Annotated in this window: 17 protein-coding genes; 4 read left to right on the forward strand and 13 right to left on the reverse strand. The window is 65.6% G+C overall.

Annotated features, from left to right (window positions below; genetic code table 11):
* Nucleotides 1-13 precede the first annotated feature (13 nt).
* Nucleotides 14-493, forward strand: a complete 480-nt coding sequence (locus tag AC4ELH_RS27450) for a hypothetical protein (protein ID WP_448448257.1) — start codon at nucleotides 14-16, stop codon at nucleotides 491-493.
* Here the strand turns inward: AC4ELH_RS27450 and AC4ELH_RS27455 are convergent.
* Nucleotides 463-2,769 carry a heavy metal translocating P-type ATPase gene (locus tag AC4ELH_RS27455; RefSeq protein WP_498887863.1) on the reverse strand — a complete coding sequence of 769 codons (2,307 nt, stop codon included), beginning with the start codon at nucleotides 2,767-2,769 and terminating at the stop codon, nucleotides 463-465. The genes AC4ELH_RS27450 and AC4ELH_RS27455 overlap by 31 nt on opposite strands.
* Before the next feature lie 84 nt (nucleotides 2,770-2,853).
* Here AC4ELH_RS27455 and sigC point away from each other — a divergent pair, with 84 nt between their 5' ends.
* The gene (sigC, locus tag AC4ELH_RS27460) at nucleotides 2,854-3,420 is read left to right on the forward strand and encodes an RNA polymerase sigma factor SigC (RefSeq protein ID WP_082449030.1); all 567 of its coding nucleotides are present in this window, start codon (nucleotides 2,854-2,856) and stop codon (nucleotides 3,418-3,420) included.
* Here the strand turns inward: sigC and AC4ELH_RS27465 are convergent.
* The 8 genes from AC4ELH_RS27465 to AC4ELH_RS27500 all read right to left on the reverse strand — a co-directional run bounded on the left by AC4ELH_RS27465 (nucleotide 3,417) and on the right by AC4ELH_RS27500 (nucleotide 14,298).
* Nucleotides 3,417-4,877 (reverse strand): PepSY-associated TM helix domain-containing protein, encoded by a 1,461-nt coding sequence (locus AC4ELH_RS27465; protein WP_498887866.1) that lies wholly within the window; start codon nucleotides 4,875-4,877, stop codon nucleotides 3,417-3,419. The two genes, sigC and AC4ELH_RS27465, sit on opposite strands and share 4 nt — an antisense overlap.
* A 73-nt stretch (nucleotides 4,878-4,950) precedes the next feature.
* The gene (locus AC4ELH_RS27470; protein ID WP_498887868.1) at nucleotides 4,951-5,298 is read right to left on the reverse strand and encodes a heavy-metal-associated domain-containing protein; all 348 of its coding nucleotides are present in this window, start codon (nucleotides 5,296-5,298) and stop codon (nucleotides 4,951-4,953) included.
* A gap of 3 nt (nucleotides 5,299-5,301) precedes the next feature.
* Nucleotides 5,302-9,519 carry an AMP-binding protein gene (locus tag AC4ELH_RS27475; protein WP_498887870.1) on the reverse strand — a complete coding sequence of 1,406 codons (4,218 nt, stop codon included), beginning with the start codon at nucleotides 9,517-9,519 and terminating at the stop codon, nucleotides 5,302-5,304.
* Entirely contained in the window at nucleotides 9,506-9,751 is a 246-nt protein-coding gene (gene mmaB / locus AC4ELH_RS27480) for an acyl carrier protein MmaB (protein ID WP_064886008.1), read from the reverse strand. Before mmaB ends, AC4ELH_RS27475 begins: the two co-directional genes overlap by 14 nt.
* Nucleotides 9,744-11,315: a fatty acid--CoA ligase FadD10 gene (gene fadD10, locus AC4ELH_RS27485; protein ID WP_498887905.1), complete on the reverse strand. Its 1,572-nt coding sequence runs from the start codon at nucleotides 11,313-11,315 to the stop codon at nucleotides 9,744-9,746. Before fadD10 ends, mmaB begins: the two co-directional genes overlap by 8 nt.
* A gap of 23 nt (nucleotides 11,316-11,338) precedes the next feature.
* Complete coding sequence (locus AC4ELH_RS27490) at nucleotides 11,339-11,893, reverse strand: FcoT family thioesterase (protein WP_064886005.1); 555 nt, start codon at nucleotides 11,891-11,893, stop codon at nucleotides 11,339-11,341.
* Between the two features lie 2 nt (nucleotides 11,894-11,895).
* Nucleotides 11,896-12,765: a (3R)-3-[(carboxymethyl)amino]fatty acid oxygenase/decarboxylase gene (gene scoE / locus AC4ELH_RS27495; protein WP_064886003.1), complete on the reverse strand. Its 870-nt coding sequence runs from the start codon at nucleotides 12,763-12,765 to the stop codon at nucleotides 11,896-11,898.
* Nucleotides 12,766-12,834: 69 nt separating this feature from the next.
* The gene (locus tag AC4ELH_RS27500; RefSeq protein WP_498887873.1) at nucleotides 12,835-14,298 is read right to left on the reverse strand and encodes a PPE family protein; all 1,464 of its coding nucleotides are present in this window, start codon (nucleotides 14,296-14,298) and stop codon (nucleotides 12,835-12,837) included.
* 191 nt (nucleotides 14,299-14,489) lie between these two features.
* Here AC4ELH_RS27500 and AC4ELH_RS27505 point away from each other — a divergent pair, with 191 nt between their 5' ends.
* A complete protein-coding gene (locus tag AC4ELH_RS27505) occupies nucleotides 14,490-15,299 on the forward strand; it encodes a class I SAM-dependent methyltransferase (RefSeq protein WP_498887875.1) in 810 nt (269 codons plus the stop codon).
* Between the two features lie 18 nt (nucleotides 15,300-15,317).
* Here AC4ELH_RS27505 and AC4ELH_RS27510 read toward each other — a convergent pair whose 3' ends face one another.
* The 3 genes from AC4ELH_RS27510 to AC4ELH_RS27520 are packed head-to-tail and all read right to left on the reverse strand — an operon-like array spanning nucleotide 15,318 to nucleotide 18,809.
* Nucleotides 15,318-16,226 (reverse strand): HpcH/HpaI aldolase/citrate lyase family protein, encoded by a 909-nt coding sequence (locus AC4ELH_RS27510; RefSeq protein ID WP_064885996.1) that lies wholly within the window; start codon nucleotides 16,224-16,226, stop codon nucleotides 15,318-15,320.
* Nucleotides 16,227-16,256: 30 nt separating this feature from the next.
* Entirely contained in the window at nucleotides 16,257-17,441 is a 1,185-nt protein-coding gene (locus AC4ELH_RS27515; protein ID WP_064886039.1) for a CaiB/BaiF CoA transferase family protein, read from the reverse strand.
* 9 nt (nucleotides 17,442-17,450) lie between these two features.
* On the reverse strand, nucleotides 17,451-18,809 hold the full coding sequence (locus AC4ELH_RS27520) for an LLM class flavin-dependent oxidoreductase (protein WP_448448251.1): 1,359 nt from the start codon (nucleotides 18,807-18,809) through the stop codon (nucleotides 17,451-17,453).
* 68 nt (nucleotides 18,810-18,877) lie between these two features.
* Between AC4ELH_RS27520 and AC4ELH_RS27525 the strand changes: the two genes are divergently transcribed.
* Nucleotides 18,878-19,531, forward strand: coding sequence for a GntR family transcriptional regulator (locus tag AC4ELH_RS27525; protein WP_064885992.1), 654 nt, complete (start codon nucleotides 18,878-18,880; stop codon nucleotides 19,529-19,531).
* A 13-nt stretch (nucleotides 19,532-19,544) separates the two neighbouring features.
* Here AC4ELH_RS27525 and metE read toward each other — a convergent pair whose 3' ends face one another.
* Entirely contained in the window at nucleotides 19,545-21,818 is a 2,274-nt protein-coding gene (metE, locus tag AC4ELH_RS27530) for a 5-methyltetrahydropteroyltriglutamate--homocysteine S-methyltransferase (RefSeq protein WP_498887878.1), read from the reverse strand.
* Nucleotides 21,819-21,830: the final 12 nt, after the last annotated feature.

The raw sequence follows: 21,830 nt of genomic DNA on the forward strand, positions 1-21,830 counted from the left end.
GCGAGGTATCTCGGTGACGACGAGGCAGACCAGCGACACGGTCGAGGCCGAACTACGGGCGATCGAGCGTCGGGTCTTCGAAGACGTCTGGATCAGCGCCACGCGCGCCCGTGCTCTGGCCGCACTCGCCACCGCATTGACGGTGTCCGCCGTGGCACTGCAGGCGACCGGCGCGACACCTACCGGCGCTACGCGCAACGGGCACTGGATATCCCTGGTGGCGTTCTCCCTGTTCGCCTTCGCGGCATCCGGATCGGCATTCGCTCTGCTGCGCCGCCGTTTTCGATGGTGCTGCATGGCGATGTGCGCGTCGGCTGTCGCCACTGTTGTTGGCGCCGGGGCGTTCTGGTGGCATCACACCACACATACCGCTTCCTGGATTCCGGCGGCACTGGGCACACTCTTCGTTGCGGCACTGACCGCAGCATGGCTTGGTGTGTGCCTGGCCCCGCTGGCCTCGTCTCAGCCGGATATGCGCGCTGCCGGCAACTGAGCATCACCGAACGTATTCGGTTGCACCGTACCGTAATTGCGCAACCGCAGGCTGTTCGAGACCACCAGGAAAGACGACACCGCCATCGCCGCGCCGGCGATCAACGGGTTCAGCAGGCCCGCCGCAGCGATCGGGATGGCCGCGACGTTGTACCCGAAGGCCCAGATCATGTTGACCCGGATGGTCCGCATCGTCGCCCGGGCCAGTCCCAACGCCTGCGGGACCGAATCGAGGTTGTCGCGAACCAGGATGATGTCGGCCGCGCCGATGGCTACGTCGGTCCCCCGACCGATGGCCAGGCCCAGGTCTGCGCAGGCCAACGCGGGGCCGTCGTTGATCCCGTCGCCGACCATGGCCACCACCCGGCCCTGGTCGCGCAGCTTCTCGATCGCGCCGACCTTGTCCTCCGGCAGCACCTCGGCGACGACGTCGTCGATGCCCACGGCCGCGCCGATCGCGGCTGCCGTGGCGGCGTTGTCACCCGTGAGCAGCATGGTCTTCATGCCCTCGGCGTGGAGCTGGGCGATCGCACCGGCCGCCGAATCCTTGACGGCGTCGGCGACACAGATGGCGCCGCGCACGGCATCGCCGCAGGCGACGAATACCACTGTCTGGCCCCGTGACTCGCCGAACTTGCGGGCAGCCGCCAGATCGGCGGGCACCACCCGGTCCCGGGTGACCCAGGCCGGACGCCCGACCGCCACGGCGACCCCGTCCACCGAACCGGTCACACCGTGGCCGGCGAACGCCTGGAAATCCTCCACTGCGGCGATGTCCCGACCCGCACGGGCGGTGACGATCGCATGGGCCACCGGATGCTCGGACGCCGACTCGACCGCTGCCGCATACGCGAGAACTTCGTCCTCGTCCCATCCGCCGCCCTCTGCGACGACGACGGTGATGACCTGAGGCTGCCCGGTGGTCAGGGTGCCGGTCTTGTCGAAGACGACCGTGTCGACGGCGCGGATGGCCTCCAGTGCGCGATGGCCCTTGAGGAAGATGCCGAGTTGAGCGCCCCGCCCCGAGGCCACCATCATCGCCGTCGGGGTCGCCAACCCCAGCGCGCACGGGCAGGCGATCACCAGCACTGCCAGGGCAGCCGATACGGCTCGGTTGACATCTCCATCGATCAGCAGCCAGCAGATCGCGGTGGCCGCCGCGATCACGAGCACGCAGGGCACGAACACCGCGGCGATGCGGTCGGCCAGTCTCTGCGCGTCGGCCTTCTGGGCCTGCGCCTGCTCCACGAGGCGGACCATCCCGGCGAACCGGGTATCGGGCCCCACCGCGGCGGCCTCGACGACCAAGCGACCATCGAGGACGACGGTGCCACCCACCACGCTCGAACCTTCGTGGGTCTGCACCGGTTTCGACTCTCCGGTCATGGCGCTGACGTCGACCGCGGCCGCCCCGCTCACCACGAGACCGTCGGCCGCGATGGCCTCGCCGGGACGCACGACGAACCGCTGGCCCTCTTTGAGCTCGTCCGCGGGCAACACCAGTTCGCCGCCATCGGCAAGCAACACCGTGACCGACTTGGCGCCCAGCGCGGCAAGCGCGCGCAGCGCTCCCCCGGCGCGCGAGCGTGCCCGGGCTTCGAAGTAACGGCCGGCGAGCACGAAAACCGTTACGCCCGCGGCGACCTCGAGGTAGATCGCATCGCTGCCGAGCAGCGCCTGCCAGATCCCCGCAGCGTGGTAGGTCTGATGATCGAAGAAGATCGTGTACATCGACCACACGGTGGCCGCGGTCACGCCGATGGAGATCAAGGTCTCCATGGTCGAGGTTCCGTGCCGGGCGTTGCGCAGCGCAGTGCGGTGGAACGGCCACGCCGCCCACGTCACGATCGGCGCCGCCAACGCGGTGAGCACCCACTGCCATCCCGCGAATCGGGTGTCGGGCACCACGGCAAACATCACCGACAGATCGGCCAGGGGAATGAACAACACTGCGGAAATCGCGAGGCGCCGGAGCAGGCTGTGGGCATGGTCGGCATCGGGGTCGACGTCGGTCGTGGAGCGCTCGGTCCGGGGCGCCGCCTGGTAACCGGCCCGCTCGATGACCGCACAGAGCTGCTCGACACCGATGTCGGGATCGGCTTCCACCGTGGCGACGCGTGTGGCGAAGTTCACTGACGCCCGTACCCCGTCGACCTTGTTGAGTTTGTTCTCCACGCGGGCAGCGCAGGCCCCGCACGACATTCCTGTGACGTCGAGCGCAATGCGCTGAGTCACCTCTTTGTCGGGGACAGTTGCTGTTGTCACCACCACTCCCATTGCTCACTCACCACGTCGGTGGCATACGTCACCGATTACATAGTCGGTCCAGCCCGATGCCGAGTTCCCGGGCGTCATCGAATAATGTCGATGGCTGTGACTACCGAACGCAGCGAGGATCACGTTACGCGGCTGGCCTTCGCCGCCGGCCGCGGTGATTCGGCGGCGCTCGAGCAATTCATCCGGGCCACCCAGACCGATGTCTGGCGAACGGTCGCCTACCTGGGCGATTCCGGGTCTGCCGACGACCTGACCCAAGAGACGTTCATGCGCGCCATCACCGCGCTGCCCCGGTTCAGTGGCCGGTCCTCGGCCCGCACCTGGCTGCTGTCGATCGCTCGGCGGGTTGTGGTCGACCAGATTCGGCACAAGCAGAGCCGGCCGCGGACCCAGCACGGTGTGGACGTCGAGCAGGTTCTCGAGAGCTACCGCCCGGTGGGTGGGTTCGAGAAGATGGTCGAGATTCGCCTCCTGTTGGACGGACTCGATCCCGACCGGCGGCACGCGCTGTTGCTGACCCAGGTCCTCGGCTTGTCCTACGCGGAAGCGGCCGAGGTATGCGGCTGCCCGGTCGGCACCATCCGTTCACGGGTCGCGCGCGCCCGCGAAGACCTCATCGCGGCGGCCGAACGCGACGATCTGACCGGCTAGCGTTGCCGGCGGTGCTGTCGCCATCCCATAACGACGTCCACGGCCACGAACACCACCAGGCTGACCCCCAGCAACGGGATGAACCAGCCCACGGCGGTGGCCACCAGGACCACCGCGACCGCCGCGCCGGGCGGTAGGCCGGTGAGGACACCGCGACGGGGTGCACTACCCACCAGGGCACGGCTCGCCGTGGGGCGACGGTGCCACCACAGCAGGTAGCCGCGCACGATCACGGTGACCAACGCGACCGCAAGGCCCAACAACACGAGCTGGTTGGCGACCCCGAACAGCAGTCCCATGTGCAGTTGGATGCCCCATGCGGAAAGCTTTGCCGCCAAGGGCCAGTCGGCGAACCACGCGATGTCGGTCACCTTCGCGGAGGTTCCGTCCACAGCCACCGCGTTGTTCGACATCACCCAGGGCTGCCGGGTCTGCGCCACGGTGAACGCGGTGTGCGAGTTCGCGGGAATCCCGACCTCGACCCTGCCGCCGACCCCGGCATCGCGCGCTGCCTTCAGCACCCCGTCGATGTCGCCCACCAGCGACGCGTTGGCCACGTGTGCGGCGGAGGGGGCCGCAACACCGTGATGCCCCTCGTGACCGGACATGAGGCCGGGCATATCTTCCGCTGCGCCGTCGAGCGCCGTCGAAACGGTCGGCGTCGTCCACGACAGCGCGGCACGGACAGCGGTGATGTTGTCGCCGGCGAACCGCGACCAGGTGAGCCCTGTCGCCGACAGGAACAGCAATCCGACGGCGATCCAGATCCCCACCGCCCCATGCCAGTTCAATGCGCGCGCTCGACCCCGGAGGGCGCGGTCGAGCGTCAACAACCGGGGCTCTGCACCGCCGCGCCGCGACACACGACGGTATCTGCCCCACCACAGGAACACCCCGGCCAGCGCGATCAGCCACAGCCACGACGCCGCAAGTTCGCTGTACATGCGGCCCGGCTCGCCCAGATGCAGGCTGCGGTGCATCTGATCGATCCAAGTCCGCAGTGGCAGTGCGCCACTGCTGCCGTACACCGTGAGCTCCCCGTGCGAGGCGCCCGTCACCGGGTCGATGAACACAGCATTACGTTCGGACTCACCCAATGACGGATCGTCGAACATGACGCGCGTGGTCTCACCCGGCCCGGTGGCCGGGCGAACCGCGGCGACCGCCAGATCGCGTCGCACGGTTTGGGCCGCGCGGATCTGTTCGGCAACCGGCAGCAGGTCACCGCTGCTGTGGGATTGAAGTTGATCCCGATAGACGAACTGCTCGATGGTGGGTGCGATCGCGTACAGGCCGCCGCTGATCGCGGCGATCAGCAGGAAGGGCCCGACGAAGATCCCGGCATAGAAGTGCAGACGCAGCAGGAACGCGCGGTAATGCGCTGTCCCCGCCGGTGGCGAGATCGACGATTCCGGAGGCGTGGTTTCATCTGTGGCTGTCGACGGGTTCTCGCCCATGGCTCCTCAGCGGTCGAACGGTTCCTCGATAAGAGTGGTCGTTCGCGCCGCGCCGACAGTTCCCGACAAATATTCAGCCACCCATGTGCCCGATGGTCACCCACCGGATGGCCCTCGCCACCAAGGAGGGTTTCGAGGACGGCCCCTCGGGCGCGGTTTCGGGGGCGTCGAGGGCGGTGCGCTCTTCGGCGTGGTAGCCGGCCTGCTCAACGGCATCGCAGAGGTCGGCCACACTGATGTCGGGGCCGGCATCGATGGTCGCGATCTTGGTGGAGATGGCGACCGAGGCCTGCACCCCGTCGATCTTGTTCAGCGCGTTCTCGACCCGGCGCGAACACGCTCCGCAGGACATTCCTGTCACGTCGAGGCGGATCCGTCGGGTACCTGATGTCTCGTGTGCGACCACGTCTGTCACTGCCATCCCTCACTGTCTAACGGCGTCTGATTGATGAGTCGTTGCACAGGCGGGTTGAGTTCCCGAGCCTTGGGTGAGCAGTGCCCGCACCGAGGTCGGCTCCGCCACGAGCTCGCCGACGAATCGCACGTCCAGCGGTAAGGCGGGGTACCCGGCCAGGTACTCCGCGTAGGTGCGTCCATCGAGCTGCAGGCCCAATCCGATCCACGCGTCGATCACCGACCAACGCCGCGGATTGGCTCTTGCCCAATCACTTTCGTCCAACCGGCGCTTCCACTCGTGGCTGTCGACCTCTTCGGAGGCAATCGTGCCGAGCAACTGCCGGTATGCCACCGTCTGCCCGCGCATCACCTCGATCCCGGAACCGAGCTCGTCCGGTCCACCGAACTCGGGCAATCGGCGAAGAATGCTCTCCGCCGCCGCGCGGCCGGTCGTCACTTCCTCGATCAACTCCACCGCCGGGTAAGCCTGTAGCGCACGGCAGGCATCGGCAACGGCCACCAGGATGTCAGCGGACCCGCGCACCTGTTCGGTTGTTCCCAGGACCCGGGGCAGGCGCACGATCGTGAAGTCGAGGTCTCGACCGGCCCCGGCCACTGCCAGTTCTGCGAGTGCCTTGGAGGCTGCGTAGGGGTACGGAGCCTGACACGGGTCGACGACGTGTGGCGAGGAAACATCCGCATTGACGACATAGGACGAAAGGTGCACCAGCCGGGCACCGGTCGCCGCACACGAATCGGCCATGGTCTTCACCAATTCCACATTGGCCGAACGGAGTTCGCGGTAAGGAACCACCACGTTGGTGTTCCCGATGCAGTTGACGACAGTCTGGGCACCGGTCTCGCGGATCAGCGCCTCCAACTCGACCGGACCGAAACCGGCGACGAGGGTCTCGATGCGGACGCCTGGCGTGCCGCGAAGCTCCGTCCAGACCCGGTTGTCGGGGAGGTCCGATCGGGTGGCCAGCACCAGGTCGGGGCGCAGCACATCCGAGCGGGTCAGCTCCAGAATCGCCTCGGCGAATCCGGTCCCCAGCACTCCGGAGGAACCGAGCACCAGCACGGGCTCTGCACCGTGGGCGGACGGTCCCCGTCGTCTCGGCGCTGTCGGGGCGTCCCGCGTCGAAAGTCCCGTGAAGTCACGCTCGATCTCCATCGCGGTGTCGGTATCCATCCAGCTGCCGGTGAACGACATGTCGTCCACCAGGTTCGCCGCGGTGTCGGCACTGATGAGGTCCAGGATCGACACCTGTCGATCGAGATACCTCCGGGTAGCGGGCAGGATTCGCACGAGGTCCAATGACCCGATGCCTTCGTGCAAGAGCGACGCATGCGGTGTGATCGACCTCTCGAGGCAGACGCTCCAGAGTGCGGCGAGACCGTCGGGCCGCTCTCCTGCTTCGGCGGTGTGGGTTCCTGATCCAGACGCGGCAGGTCCCGGCAGCCTCGCCGTGTCGACCTTCCCACCGGGCTTACGCGGAATGCTCGCGACGCTGGAAACAGAGAACGACGGCACCCGCGAGTCCACCAGGATGTTCCTGATACGTGCTGCCGCAGCAGGGTCTTCATCACCGTCGCGGGTTCGCTGGGTTTCGAACCACACCCCCAGACCGGCGTTGTGAAGCTCGACCGCAACGTCGACCACGGTCGGGTCGGTCCCGATACGTCGGGTGATCTCGGCGGTGTCGACGCGCTTGCCCGCGATCTTGACGATCGCGTCCTTACGTCCCGCGAACATCGGGTATCCGTCACCGTCGATCGTCACCCGGTCGGCAGTCGAAAAGGCTCGCTGTCGCCGACCGTCGGGCGTCACGACCCAGCCGAAACTGGCGCTGTCCACGCCGAGGTAGCCGCAGGCCACCATCTCCCCCATCACCACGACTTCGCCGAACGCGACCACCACCGCGTTCGGAACGAGTGGTCGCCCCAGTCGAAGGCGCCCGCCGTACTCGATCACCTGGCCACCGTCGATGATCGGCAAGTAGGTCACCACGACGGTGGTCTCTGTCGGGCCATAGCTCGACACCAGCGATACATCCTCGGTGCCCACGGTGTCGATCCACTTGTCGACAACGGTCGGGCGGACCGGCTCGCCGCCGATCACAATCTGTCGGAGTCGAGAGCGGCCGACTCCGGAGATCGCGTCGAGATCCTCACCCCAGAGCTGCCACAGCGCGGTGGGCAGATCGACGATGGTGGCTCCACTTTCCACCAGATCATGGGTAAGGGCCTGCAGATCAGTGTCTTTCACTGCGGCTGAACGGACGATCCCTGCCCCGGCCAGTGCGGCACCGAACACTTCTTCGACGCTGATATCCGATGTCAGCGGCGCACATTGGAGGATCGTGTCATCCGGTCCCCAGCCATATGCCCGGGTCGCACCGACGCAGAACGTCGCGAGTGCACTGTGGCTGACGTGCACGAGTTTGGGTTCCCCGGTCGACCCCGACGTGGGCATGACGTAGGCGGTCCTGATGGCCAGGCACGGGTCCGTCGCCGTCTGCTCGACACGGGCCTCCACCAGGCGGCGACGGTCCCCGTCGAGATGCGGCAGGATGGTCGCCGACGCGACATCGACGATGTGCGCCGAGATCCCGTTGCCGGATTGGTTGATTCGTTCGGCCCGCGATTTCAGCTGATCATCGCGGTCGCAGACGCTGTACCCGCAGCCCGCGAAGTGACACCCGATCAAGAGGCCGATTGTCTTGTCGGTGCCGTCATCGGCGAACACCACCACATCGCCCGGCGCCGCACCGATTTCGAGCAGCCAGGCGATCGAGGAATCGACGTGGGCGTGGCGACGACGACATTCAGCGATGGTCTCGGGACAGTCGAGAAACCACGCGGGCGCCGGCGATGCCGCAGGCTCAGATTCTTCCGAAACCGGACACAACGACCCGTCCGTGGCGACCGGTCGCCAGGCGCCGACCGTCATCGCGATCGGGGAATCCCACATCGCCGGCATCGATTTCAGGGCGGCCGCGATCCGGGTCGCCACGTTCGAGACACTCTCCCGGGGCAGATCGGGCCGATTCCACATGTTGAGGGTCAATGTGTGGTGGTGCTCGTCGAGCACGGCCGCCACCGTGATGCCCTCGACCGGTCCGATATCCGACGTCACCGGTGCGTCCGACAAGAACGGCGCCAGCTCAGGCGCACAGGGCTCACGCAGAAAATTGAGCGTCAACGTCTCCACGGAGGTGGTCCGATTGATCGCCAGATACATTCGGCGGTACTGCTCTTCGCGCAGCCAACGGCGCCGGCCGGCCTTGACATAGCCCCGGTCCACCACGCGCACCAGGTCAGCCACCGAGGCGTACGGAGAAAATCGGACCGGCTGCGCCAACGAGTTGACCAAGCACGTCGCGACATCGAGGTCAGGATCACCGAAGCGGTTGTCGACCGCATGTACCAGCAGACTCTCGGTGGTGTGACGAAGGCTCGCGTCCACCGCCGTTGCCGCCGCCGCGACGAGGATGTTGAGCGGGATGTTCCCCCGGGCCGCCAGATCAACGATCTGGTCGTAGTCTTCGCCGCGGACCACCACAGTTTCGACGAGAACCCCTCTGGCCGCGGTGGCGGGGCCGCCAGCGGCCGCAGGTCCGTGACCCCCCTCCTCGGCAGCCGCGGCGAGCTCCCGCTGCACAACGGTGGTGAGCCCCGTGAGAGATTTGTCGATCCGGGTCGCCTCTCGGCGGTGAGCGGTGGCGACACCGGTCAGGCCGGCATGAACGCAGGTGGTGTCACCAGGGTCGGCGCCGGAAAGGAAGCGCCCCAGGTCGGCTTCGATGATGCCGATCGCTCCCCCGTCGAGCAGAATGTGATGCGCGTGGGCAGCAAGGCCGACAACCAGGCCACTGCTGTCGAGATGCACGGTATAGCGCGCCAATGGCGTTGCGAAGATACCCGATTCCCACTCGTGCGACAGCGCGGCGTAGGCGTCGCTACCGGACACCTGCACGATATCGTCGGCGGCCAGCCGCGGCACGAGCTCGGGATAACCGCCGGGATCGGACGGCGCCGACAGCACACACAGCTGAACCGGGTTGGCGCGGATGGTCTTCCGTAGAGCGGCCAGGAACTCCGGCTGCGGCGTCGGACGCAACCGGTAGTGCCTTCCGATCAGGTACAGGTGCGGATCATCATCCTGCAGCAGCCCGTTGAAGATGTTCTGCTGTGATCGACTCAGCGGAATGCGTTGCAAATGAGAATCTTCAGGCAGGTTCACCCAGCTTCTCCAACTCCTGGACCCATCCCGCGAGCGACAGGTTGTCCGCCAGCCGCCGCGGAACATCCGATTCCCGATCGATGCCGAGCTGCTTCATCAACAGCACGAAGCGAACGGAGTCCAGCCCGAGATCTCGTAGGTCGGTGGCGTCACCGTCGATAAGATCTGACTCGTCGACGTAGAGCACCTCAGCGAGTGCAGCGAGGATTCTGCTTCTCGACGTCTCACCCACCGGTTACCAGGCCCAAGGCCGCCCGCATGATCTTGCCGGACTGGGTGCGGGGAATCTCCTGCACGAACCTGATTGTCGACGGCCTGGCCATCGGCTCAGATTCCTCTCGGAAGCGGGCCGCAATGGCGTGCTTGAGCCTCCTGGCCCCGGAATCGTCCATGCCCATCGACGTGACCACAGCCAGACCCACCAGCGCGCCGAACTCCTCGTCGGGGATCTCGAAGCAGGCTGCCTCCTCGACGCCCGCTACCCGCTCGGCGATTCGATCGACCTCATCGGGCGCGATGTTGACACCTCCGGAGATGATCATCTCCGATGACCGCCCCCTGATGTAGAAGAAGCCGTCGTCGTGACGATCGAGAAGGTCTCCCGTGTTCACCCACCCGTCGACCAGAGCTTCGGCGGTGCGATCGGCGTCTTCCCAATACCCCAACATGTTCGCCGGGGACTTGATCCACAGCGTGCCCGAAGACGCCGAACCGGAGGAGGACCTGGTGGGTGGACCGCTGCCGTCACCGTCCAGATGGACCTCCACGCCGGGATACGGCCGCCCGACCGCCCCGGCTTCGATCCTGGCGACCGACCCTTCCTCGGTGGGAAGACACAATGCGGTGCAGCCGGTTTCGCTGAGCCCGTAGACCTGAGCGGTATGAACCCCGGCAGCTTCGACAAAGCTGACATCGGAGGCAACCGCGCGGGATCCGCCGTAACCCACCATGCGCAGTGCTGGCGGGACCGGTTTTCCGGCGGCCCGCAGTTCGGCCACGAGGCGGGTCAGGAGCGTGGGCACCAGGCACGTCGTCGCGACGTCGTTCGCGGTGAGGATCTCGGCGATCGACGCGGAAGTCTCACCGCCGGTGATGCAGAGGCCGCCCTGCATCAGGCAATTGAGGATCCACCAGAGACCGCCGATGTGCGTCGCGGGCAACGGTGAGTAGGTCGTTTCGCCGACGACCCAGTCAACCCAGGTCAACTCCGCTCGCTTCAGGATGTCGGCGATGGAGTAGAAAGTCCGGTTGGGCAACAGCACGGCTTTCGGCGCGCCGGTCGTGCCACTGGTGAAGATCATCGCCAGCGGGTGATCTGCTCCATCGACGAGATCGCGGGGCGATGGGTCTGACACCGGTTGGTCAGCGCGGTCGGCCGCGCCTGCGGCGATGTTGACATCGAAGGCAGGGATTGCCTGGAGCGAACTCGAGAGGTCGGACGTTTGCAGCCGGCAGCCCGGTGCGGTCAAAATCGCAGCGGGGTTGGTGATTTCGCCGAAACGGTCAACGGTTGCCGGAGGCAGTCCGCCGTCCACCATGACCGCGATGGCGCCCACTGCAGCACAGGCCAGCACCGACAGGTAGGTCTCGGGTCCATTGTCCGAGACGACGAACACACGGTGTCCCCGAGCGACCGATCGGGAGGCGAGATCGGCTGCCATCCTGTCCACTTCGGCCATCAGGTCCCGGTACCGAATCGAGCTGGATCCGTCGCAGCGACGGAGGGCGATCGCCTCGGGACGTTGTCGCGCCCGCTCGGCGATGCGTTCCAGCACCGTGGATGGTGGGGGTGTCATAGCCATCTTGCTCTCGTAGAAGGTCAGGGGATGTTGAGTGCGGCCAGTTCGACTTCGCCGGATGCGGCGCCCCCGTCCTCATCCCAGAATTCGACCGTGCACGGAATCTTGAGATAGCGGATCGTCCGGTCGACCACCTCGAAGTCCTTGCACAGCAACCGCGCCGAGAACTTCTGGGACTTGATCGGACGCTTGAACCGCGATTTGGTCGTCTTGATCAACATGCTGGGGAGTTGATAGTTGAAGTAGTCCTCGATCGACCAACCCCGGAATTCGGGTATCACCTCGTTGAGGATGGCCGGCGCAAATGCGCTGTACGCGAGTTGGTTGAAGCACAGGACCCATTCGGCGGCGTTGAAGTGACCGGTGTCCCGGATGTATGCGGGCTCTTTGATGCTGAAGTTCCCCACGGCGGATACCGAGGTCTCGGTGGCCTCGTATTCCGCATCGAGAAGGTACCGACACCCTTTGTAGGAATAGGGTTCCAACACCTTGACCAGCAGATCCTCGGGGATCGGCGCCATGTGGGTGATGTCGTACCCACTCGTGACCACAGACAGTGTTTCGGCGGTGCTCATTCTCATACCCCATATCCCGGTGTTGTGAGGCCGTCCAGCATGGTCAGCCGATGTGTCGTCAGAGTTCCTGGCGTCGTTCCGTGTTTCGCCCGGTGCATCAGAACCCGGTTGTCCCACAACACGACATCGCCCACTTCGTAGTGCTGGGCATGGATGAACGGCGAGGTGAAATCCGGATCGAGCTGCCCGGTGGCGGTCATGAGATCCTGCAGCACAGTGGGATCCAGAACACTTCCGTTCTCGTCCTCGATCTTCGTGGTGCCGGATGCGCAGATGTACAGGATCTCCTGCCCGGTCTTCGGGTGTCTGATCACCGTCGGCCAGGCGATCGGAGGCGTGGTCCTGGAGATCTCATCCCATACCTCGCCGATCGGCTTGTACACGTCATGCGGGCGAATCTTGATGTGCCGCCGCGGATCATGCGTGGCGAAGGTGCCACGGACGGGGTCGCGCACGGCATCGGGCAGGGATTCCCACACCTTGTTCAGATCGATGAAGTAGGTCCCTCGGTCAGTCCCCGGCACGGCGAGAGGTACCACCATCGAGAATGCGAACGGCTCGGGCATGAACATGTAGTCGATGTGCCAGAACGCACCGGTCCTCGGGACGCCGAGCCCCTCCTCGGTGGAGGAAACGAAGATCTCCGGGTGGTCTTTGTGGTGATAGATCGGCTCGTAGTACGTGACGACGTCGCCGACGATGCGGCCCAACCGGAGGAATTCCTCGGGCGTCGGATGAACGTCTTTCAGAATCACCAGCTTGTTCTGATAGACGATCTCCCTGATCTCGTCCCTGGTGATGCCGTCGAGATTTTTGGGGTCGATTCCCGTGACGTGCGCCCCGAGCCCCTCCCCCAACACATTCAGCGTCAACTCTTCTCCTCGTTCGGCACAGTTGTGCGACTACCGGATTGGTCGAATCAAACTCGTTGAAAGTTCCGGCTATTCGGGATTTTTCTGTGAACTACCTGTCCAGGTGGCCGGCAGCATCGGGACGGATTCTCCGGAGCTTTCAGACCGAACCATCCCCGCCGCGGTTGCATTCGCGGCGACCGCAGCGGCGCCGGAGAACCCGAGAGTGGTTACCCCCTGGGCACTGGAGAGCGGTGACGCGGGTCGGCCGCTATCAGGGACCTCCGCTGCCTCGGTGTCCTCCAGAAATTCGTGGCGGTAGCTCCGGGCGCGGTCTCGGTCGCGACCAGACTGCTTTCGACGAGTACGCGCGATGACCGCTGCCCTGGCCGCCGCGACGGTGGCCAAGGTATCCGCCATTTCTCCAGGGGATTTCGCACCGGCCCTCGGACCTGCCGCCACTGCCGGCGGATCCAGACCCGGTACGGCGTAGCCAGCGAGGGACGGGCCTGCCGGTCCGCCCGCGGCACCAGGACTGCTCGGGGCGGGTACACCTGACCCCGTAGTGGGCTGCGGAAGTGCTGTTGGCCCCGTGGACAGGGGCAGCGGCATTCGGACATCGACCGACCCGCCGGCGCGATGGCCGGCGTCGACATCGGCGGGTCCTGGCATCGAGCCAGGTACCGGAACCCGGTTCTGCAGCAGCGTCAGTGCGCTCAACGCGCTGAGGGCACTGAGCGCCGGCGCGAAGAACGGCAGGAGCAGTAGCGAGTACGAGGCGTAGTACGGGTACCAGAGCATGTCGTAGAGCACCAACGCGATGGCGGCGAGGATGGCGGTCTCGGCCGGGTTGAAACCCAGTTGCGCGAAGAACTGTTGGAACGTTTCAAGGAGCTGTTGGGGATTGCCGGCTCCCGAGATGAGGTCCGAGATCAGCTTCCAGATGTCGTTCAGCGGCAGGTCGCCTGAGGTTGTGCTCGACGTGTTCTGCAGCTCGCTCGGCGCTTCTCCCCCCGGCGCCAGGATCGACGGAGCCGGCCGGGTCTGCGGAACCACCGAGTACGCGCTCGCGGCCGCCGCTTCGTAGGTGGCCATCGATTCGGCCGCCTGAAACCACATCCGCACGTAATCGGCCTCGTTGAGTGCGATCGGAATGGTGTTGATACCGAAGAAGTTGGTGGCCAGCAGCACGCCGTGGGTGACATGGTTCACCGCGAGTTCCGCCAGGGTCGGCATGGTTGCCAGCGCGCTGCTGTACGCCGCAGCGACCGCCTCATGCTGCGCGGCGGTGACGGCACTGTCGGCTGAAGCCTGCTCCAGCCACGCCAGGTAAGGGCCGTGGGCAGCCACATACTGTGCGGCGCTGGGCCCTTCCCAACTGCTGGTCTGCACGTCGGCCAGGATCTGCGTGAGTTCCACCGCCGCTGCGCTGTATTGCGCACTCAAGCCCTGCCACTGGGCAGCTGCCGCAACCAGGGATCCTGGACCGGGTCCGGCGGTCAACAAAGCCGAATGCACCTCAGGAGGCACCGCAAACCAGAGCGGTGCGGTCACGTCATCACCTCCTCGCATGAGCGTTGATTGCGACCACACAGCCCGGTACGCGTTGCCTCGTAATTCAGCTAGTCGGGCCCGTGCGCCAGAAAGTTCCCGAGAAGTCGGTATTGACCGGTCAACCGGGGCAATGACTCTCGATGGTGTGACACGTGTGCCGCTGCTTGTGCGTTCACGGGTACGGTCGGCGCATGCCAGTCATCGACGCTCGTCACCTGACCGCGATCTCAGAGACCGCGCTCCTGACCCTGCACCAGAGAGCAGCCGAGGCGGCGCGTCCCGACGGCATCATCGAGGACCCGCTGGCGATCGCGCTGCGCGACAGCCTCGGGTACGACTACCAGCATTTCGGCCGTACGCACCAGGCCACCGCCCTGCGGGCCGTCGCGTTCGACAACGCCACCCGCCGTTATCTGCAGTTGCAGCCGCGGGCCACCGTGGTTGCCCTGGCCGAGGGCCTGCAGACCAGCTTCTGGCGCCTCGACAATGGCGAGATGAATTGGCTCTCTGTGGATCTGGAGCCGATTGTGCGACTGCGTCAGCAACTGCTTCCGCCCTCGGACCGACTCCGCCACCTGGCACAGTCCGCGTTCGACTACTCCTGGATGGACCATGTCGACCCCACCAATGGTGTGCTGATCACCGCCGAGGGCTTATTCCAATACCTGGAGCGCGACGCGGTGTTGGATCTCATCGCGGCATGTGCCGCCAGATTCCCCGGAGGACAGCTGATCTTCGACAGCGTCCCTCGATTTCTGAGCTGGTACTCGCAGCGACGCGGCATCAAACTCAGCAAGGAGTACACCGCGCCGCCGATGCCGTTCTCGTTGACCGCCGACCGGTATGACGAGCTGCGTGCCATCCGCGGCGTTCGTGCCGTACACGAACTCGAGATGCCGGCGGGACGCGGCAAGGTCCTGTCGCGCGCCGCGGCACTCGTCTACCGAACCCGCTCGCTCCAGCGCTTCCGAGCGCCTACCAACGTCATCGAGTTCGGTTGATACATCGCAGTAGTGGGCCTACGCGACGCCGATCAGCGCGGCGCGGGCCAATACCTCTTCGGCCTTCTTCACATGAGCGGCGTCGACGAGAACACCCTCGACTCCGACCGCTCCACGACCCGCCGCCTCGGCCTCCCGGTACGCCGCGACGTTGCGGTGCGCCAATGCGACCTCCTCGGCCGACGGGGCGAATACCTCATTGGCGATCGGCACCTGGCTGGGGTGGATGGCCCATTTTCCGGTGTAGCCGTATAGCGACGATCGACGCGCCTCGGCCTCGTAGCCGGCAACGTCCGCGTAGTCGGGGTACGGAGAGTCGATGGCGTCGATTCCGGCGATTCGCGCCGCGACCATGATCTTGTTGCGCGCATACGCCCAGAAGTCACCGGGGTACTCACCCATCGGCACGAAATTGGTGTCCACCCGTGCACCCTGGGACAGCGAGAAGTCGCCGACGCCGAAGATCACCGCGTCCAGTCGCGGGCTCGCCCGTACGATCTCCTCGGCGTTGGCCAGTCCTTCGACCTCCTCGATCAGTACCTCAAGCCGAATCTTCTTCTCCAAGGCCAGCTTTTCTTCCAGCTGGGTCAGCAGCAGGTCGACCCACCAGACGTCCTTGGCGGTGCGGGCCTTGGGGATGACGATGGTGTCGAGTTGGGCACCGGCATGAGTGACGACCTCGATGATGTCGTCGTGGCACCACGGGGTGTCGAGACCGTTGATCCGGATCGCGCGTGCGGTCCGGCCCCAGTCGAGCTCGGTCAGCGCCCGGATGGCCTTGGCCCGCGACTCCACCTTGAGCCCCACCGGAGTCGCGTCCTCCAGATCAAGGAACACCAAGTCGGCACCGCAGGTGACTCCCTTGATGAACATGTGGTCATTGCAGGCAGGCAGGGCGAGCTCAGAACGGCGAACCAGATTGGTCATGAGATGTGAATTCCTTTGCATAACTGAGTGTCAGAGCACACCAACGGTGTGCAAGTGATCGATTTCTTCAGCTGTCAGACCCAACAGCTCGTGGTAGACCTCGGCGTTGTGTTCACCGAGTCGGGGGCCCAGCGAGTCCACCCTCCCGGCGTTCCCCGAGAATCTCGGGACCGGCGCCTGCACCGTCATGGCGCCGAGTTCGTCGTCGGCGACCGATACGAACACTCCACGATGCTGCAGTTGCTCGTCAGCCACCAGATCGGCGATCTCGTACACTGGCGCGGCGGCCACTTCGGCAGCGTCGAACACCGCCATTGCCTCCGACAAGGTATGCGCGGCAACCCATTCCGCGACAACCGAGTCAACTTCGGCGGCGCGCGCCAACCGACGCTGAGGATCCGAGAAATCGTCGTCGGACACCAGGTCATCGCGTCCGATGGCGCGGAATACCCTCAATGCCAGGCTCGGCGAACTTCCGGACATGGCCAGCCAACGCCCATCGGACGTGCGATAGGTGTTGCGGGGCGCTGATATGTCCCAGCGATTGCCTGCGCGGCGCGGAACGATACCGAGCTGGTCATACCCCAACAGGTTCTGCTCCAGCAGTCGAGCCAGCGGGTCGACGAGATTGATGTCGATCAATTGACCACCGGCGCCGTGCACGTCGCGGTGATAGAGCGCCATCATCACGGCATAGGCGGCGTTCAGCGACGCCACCCCGTCGGCGAGCATGAATGGGGGCAGAGTCGGCGGACCTTCGGCTTCGCCTGTCACATGGGCGAATCCGCTCATCGCCTCGCCCAGTGTGCCGAACCCGGGGCGCTCGCTCTTGGGCCCGGACAGTCCGTACCCGGTGATGTGCAGCATCACGACACGATTGTTGACCAACCGCAACGACTCGTAATCCAGACCCCATTTGGCCAGTGTCTGCGGCCGGGTGTTGACGATCACGACGTCCGACTTCTCGACCAGGCGCCGCACCAGATCCTGGCCTTCGGTCACCCGCAGATTGGCGGTCACCGATTTCTTGTTGCGGGACACTGACTTCCACATCAACCCGACACCGTCACGTTGGTTGCCCCAGGTGCGGATGGGGTCACCCTGCCCGGGCTGTTCAACCTTGATGACATCAGCTCCGAACTCGCCCAGATACGTCGCGGCCAGGGGGGCCGCCGCGAGCGTGGCGAGGTCGAGCACCCGAATCCCGCTGAGCATGCCGCCCATCTACGACGCGGACCTGGTGAGTGCGCCGGCGGGCCGATCCAGACCCAGGTGGTCACGCAGAGTGGACCCGCTGTATTGGGTGCGGAACAATCCCCGATGCTGCAGCTCTGGCACCACCATCCGGACGAAGTCCTCGTAGGATCCCGGGGAATGCGTTGCGGCCATGACGAATCCGTCGCAGGCGCCGCTGGTGAACCACTCCTCCATCTGGTCCGCCACCTGCGTTCCGGTGCCGACGAAGCGTGGGCCTTGCAGCAGGGTGGCACGATGTCCCGCCAGGTCGCGCACCGTCACCTTGTCCCCGCCGATATGTGCGCGCAGGTTCTGCACCAGGCCCCGGATGCCCGAGACCGAGGCGATCAGCTCATCGGTCACCGGGTCGTCGAGATCGTGCTGGGCGAAGTCGTAGTTCATCAACTCCGACAGCAGGGTCAGCGACGCCATCGGATCCACCAGGTCGTTGAGGAACATGTCCTCACGTTCCTTGGCATGGGATTCGGACTCGCCTACCACCGCGTACGCCATCGGACAGATCCGCACCGATGAGGGATCCCGCCCGGTGGCGGCGATTCGCGCTTTCTGATCGCCGTAATGCTCGCGTGCCACATCGATGCCAGGATCGCCGGTGAAGATGAGATCTGCCCAGCGTGAGGCGAATTCACGCCCCCGGCCCGACGAACCGGCCTGGAGAATGACCGGACGCCCCTGCGGCGTGCGCGGCACGGTCAGCGGGCCACGCGAGGAGAAGTAACGGCCGACGTGGCCGAGTTCGTGCACCTTGCCCGGATCGGCGTAGTAGCCAGATGCCCGATCGTGCTGGATCGCGCCGTCCTCCCAGGTGTCCCAGAGTCCCGCGACCACGTCGAGGAACTCGTCGGCGCGGTCGTAGCGCTCGTCGTGACCGAGGTGGGATTCCAGACCGAAGTTCTGCGCCTCGCTGTCGTTGACCGAGGTGACGACGTTCCACGCCGCTCGCCCGCGGGACAGATGGTCCAGCGTCGCGAAGGTGCGGGCGACGTGGAATGGGGCGTAATAGGTAGTCGAGTAGGTGGCACCGAGTCCGATGTGGGACGTCGTCTGCGCGAGCACTCCGAGGATGACACTCAGATCCAGCTTGACCGGCCGTGCCCCATAGCGGACCGCCTCGTCTACCGAGCCGCCGTAGATCCCGGGCATCGCCAGGCGGTCGTCGAAGAACATCAGGTCGAAGCAACCTTCTTCGAGCTGCCGGCCGACCTTCGCGTAATACGACGCGTCGAGATAGCCGTGCTCGGTCGCTGGGTGACGCCACGAACCCGCGTATACCGAGGTGCTTCCTGCCTGCATGAATGCCACGAGCGCCATCTGATCTGTCCGCATGTTCGGAATCTAACATCTGATATATCAGATATCAAGGATGATGTTTGACGGATCGGTACGCTGCACGGATGACCCCGCTTGACATCTCAGGCACCGTTCGCGAGCGCGCGGCTCGCGAACTGCGCGACCGGATCATCACCGGCGTGCTCGCGCCCGGGTCACGCATCGACCTCGATGCCATCACCGAAGAGTTCGCGACCAGCCGCACCCCGGTACGGGAGGCGCTGCTGGAACTGTCCTTCGAAGGGCTGGTGCGGGTGGCTCCCCGCAGCGGGATCACCGTCATCGGCGTCAAGTCCGAAGACGTGACCGACAGCTTCACCATCCTCGGTGTCCTCACCGGGCAGGCCGCCGCCTGGGCGGCCGAACGAATCACACCTGACGAACTCGCCCGGCTACGCGAACTGGCCGCCGACGTTGCCCGGCGGTCGGGCGAGGACAGCATCGGCGAGGCAAACTGGCTGTTCCACCAGGAGATTCACCGCGCCGCCCACTCCCCTCGCTTGCTGACCCAGATCCGACAGGCCGCACGGGTGGTGCCGTCGAACTTCCTGACGGTGTTTCCCGAGCATGAGAAACACTCGCTCGACGAGCACGAGCAGCTGCTGGACGCCCTGGAGGCCAAGGACGCCGAGGCCGCCCGCACCATCGCCGAGCGCCACGTTCTGGAGGCCGGGCGCTCGTTGGCGGCCTGGCTCAACGCTCAGACCGCCACGAGCTGACCCCGACACCGGGCTACCCCGCGCGCACCTTCGCGGTAGCGGTGACCAGATGCTTGAGCGACTCGGTCACCTCATCAGTGGTCCGGGTCTTCAAACCGCAGTCGGGATTGACCCAGAGCCGCTCGGCCGGAACGGCTTTGAGCGCCTCCCGCAATGATGTGACGATCTCGTCGACCCCGGGCACCCGGGGCGAGTGGATGTCGTACACACCCGGGCCGACGCTGTTGGAGAAGCCGATGCCGTTGAGGTCATCGAGCACCTCCATATGCGATCGGGCCGCCTCGATCGACGTCACATCGGCATCCAGGTCGGCGATGGCCCCAATCACCTCACCGAACTCCGAATAGCACAGGTGGGTGTGGATCTGCGTGGAGTCGGCAACCCCGGAGGTGGACAGCCGGAACGCGTCGACCGCCCAACTCAGATAGGCCTCCTTGTCCTTGGTGCGTAGCGGCAGCAGTTCGCGTAGCGCGGGCTCGTCGACCTGGATGATCGCGATACCTGCCGACTGCAGGTCCACCGTCTCGTCCCGGATTGCCAGGGCGACCTGAAAAGCGGTGTCGGCCAACGGCTGGTCATCGCGGACGAAAGACCAAGCCAAGATGGTCACCGGCCCGGTGAGCATGCCCTTGACCGGCTTGTCGGTGAGCGACTGCGCGTACGTAGCCCAGTCAACCGTCATCGGCTGCTGACGAGTGACGTCACCGAACAACACCGGCGGACGGACACAACGGCTGCCATACGACTGGACCCACCCGTTCTTGGTGGCGAAGAAGCCGTCGAGCTGCTCGGCGAAATACTGCACCATGTCGTTGCGTTCGGGTTCACCGTGCACGAGCACGTCCAACCCAAGCTGCTCCTGCAGCCGGATCACCGATTCAATCTCGGCCTGCATCCGGTTGCGGTACTCGGCCTCGTCGATCTCGCCGGCCACCAGCGCCGCCCGCGCCTTGCGGATGTCGACGGTCTGCGGGAACGAGCCGATTGTGGTGGTCGGCAGCGACGGCAGGCTGAGCCGCTCATCCTGCGCCCTCTGACGTTCGGTGGCGGCACCGCGGCTGATGCCGCCCGCCAGGACGGACTCCAGCCGAGCCCGCACGCTGTCGTTGTGGAGCCGGGGATCGCCGGCTCTCGACGCGGCCGCAGCGTTGGACGACTCGATCTCGGCGGCCACCTTCTCTTCGCCGTCGCGCAGCGCTACCGCCAGAGTCGCCACCTCGAAGACCTTCTCGGCGCCGAACGCCAACCAGCTGCGCAGCGCGTCGTCGAGACCGTCTTCCGGGTCGAGCGTGTACGGCACATGCAGAGTCGAGCACGACGTCGAAACTGCAACTGCCTTGGCATTTCCGGGGAGTGCGGTCAGGGTGTGCAGCGCGCTTTCAAGATTGGTACGCCAGATGTTGCGCCCGTCGACCACGCCCGCCACCAGCAGCTTGCCCGCAAGCTCGGGAACCGCTGACAGCGCCGAGGCAGATCCGGCCACCAAATCGATGCCAATCGCTTCGACCGGCGTCCGCGCCAGAGCGGGCAACGCGTCGGTGAGTGCACCGAAGTAGGTCGCGACGAAGATCGCCGGCCGCTTCGCCAGCTCGGCCAGCCGGGTGTATGTGCGCTCAGCCAGCTCGGCAGCATTGTCGAGGATGTCGGTCACCAGGACGGGTTCGTCGATCTGTACCCACGTGACGCCCTTGTCCGCGAGCACCGCGAGCAGTTCGGCGTACACACCGACGAGCTCGTCCAGCCTGGCCGTGGGAGCGTCGGCGCCCTCGACCGCCTTGGACAGGGCCAGGAACGTGATCGGGCCGACCACCACCGGGCGAGCCGGAACACCTTGGGCTGCCGCCTCTTCCAGCTCACCGAGTATCTTCGCCGGGTTGAGCGCGAAGGTGGTGCCCGGCCCGATCTCGGGCACGATGTAGTGGTAGTTGGTGTCGAACCACTTGGTCATCTCCAGCGGCGCGATGTCGTCGTTCCCGCGAGCCGCGGCGAAGTAGCGGTCGAGGTCATCGGCGATGCCGTCGACCCGGGACGGCAGGGCACCGACCAGGACCGCTGTGTCGAGCACCTGGTCGTAATAGGAGAAATCGTTGACCGGGACCGAATCCAGCCCGGCCGCGACCAGCGCCTTCCAGGTGTCGCGGCGCAAAGTAGCGGCGACGGACTCCAGTTCGGCGCGATCGATCCGCCCGGCCCAGTACTTCTCGACGGCACGCTTGAGTTCACGATTGGGCCCGATTCGGGGTGACCCCAGAATGGTGGCGGAAAACGGTGTTGCGGTTGTGCTCATGACGAGGTCCTT

The organism is Mycobacterium shunyiense, assembly GCF_058270075.1.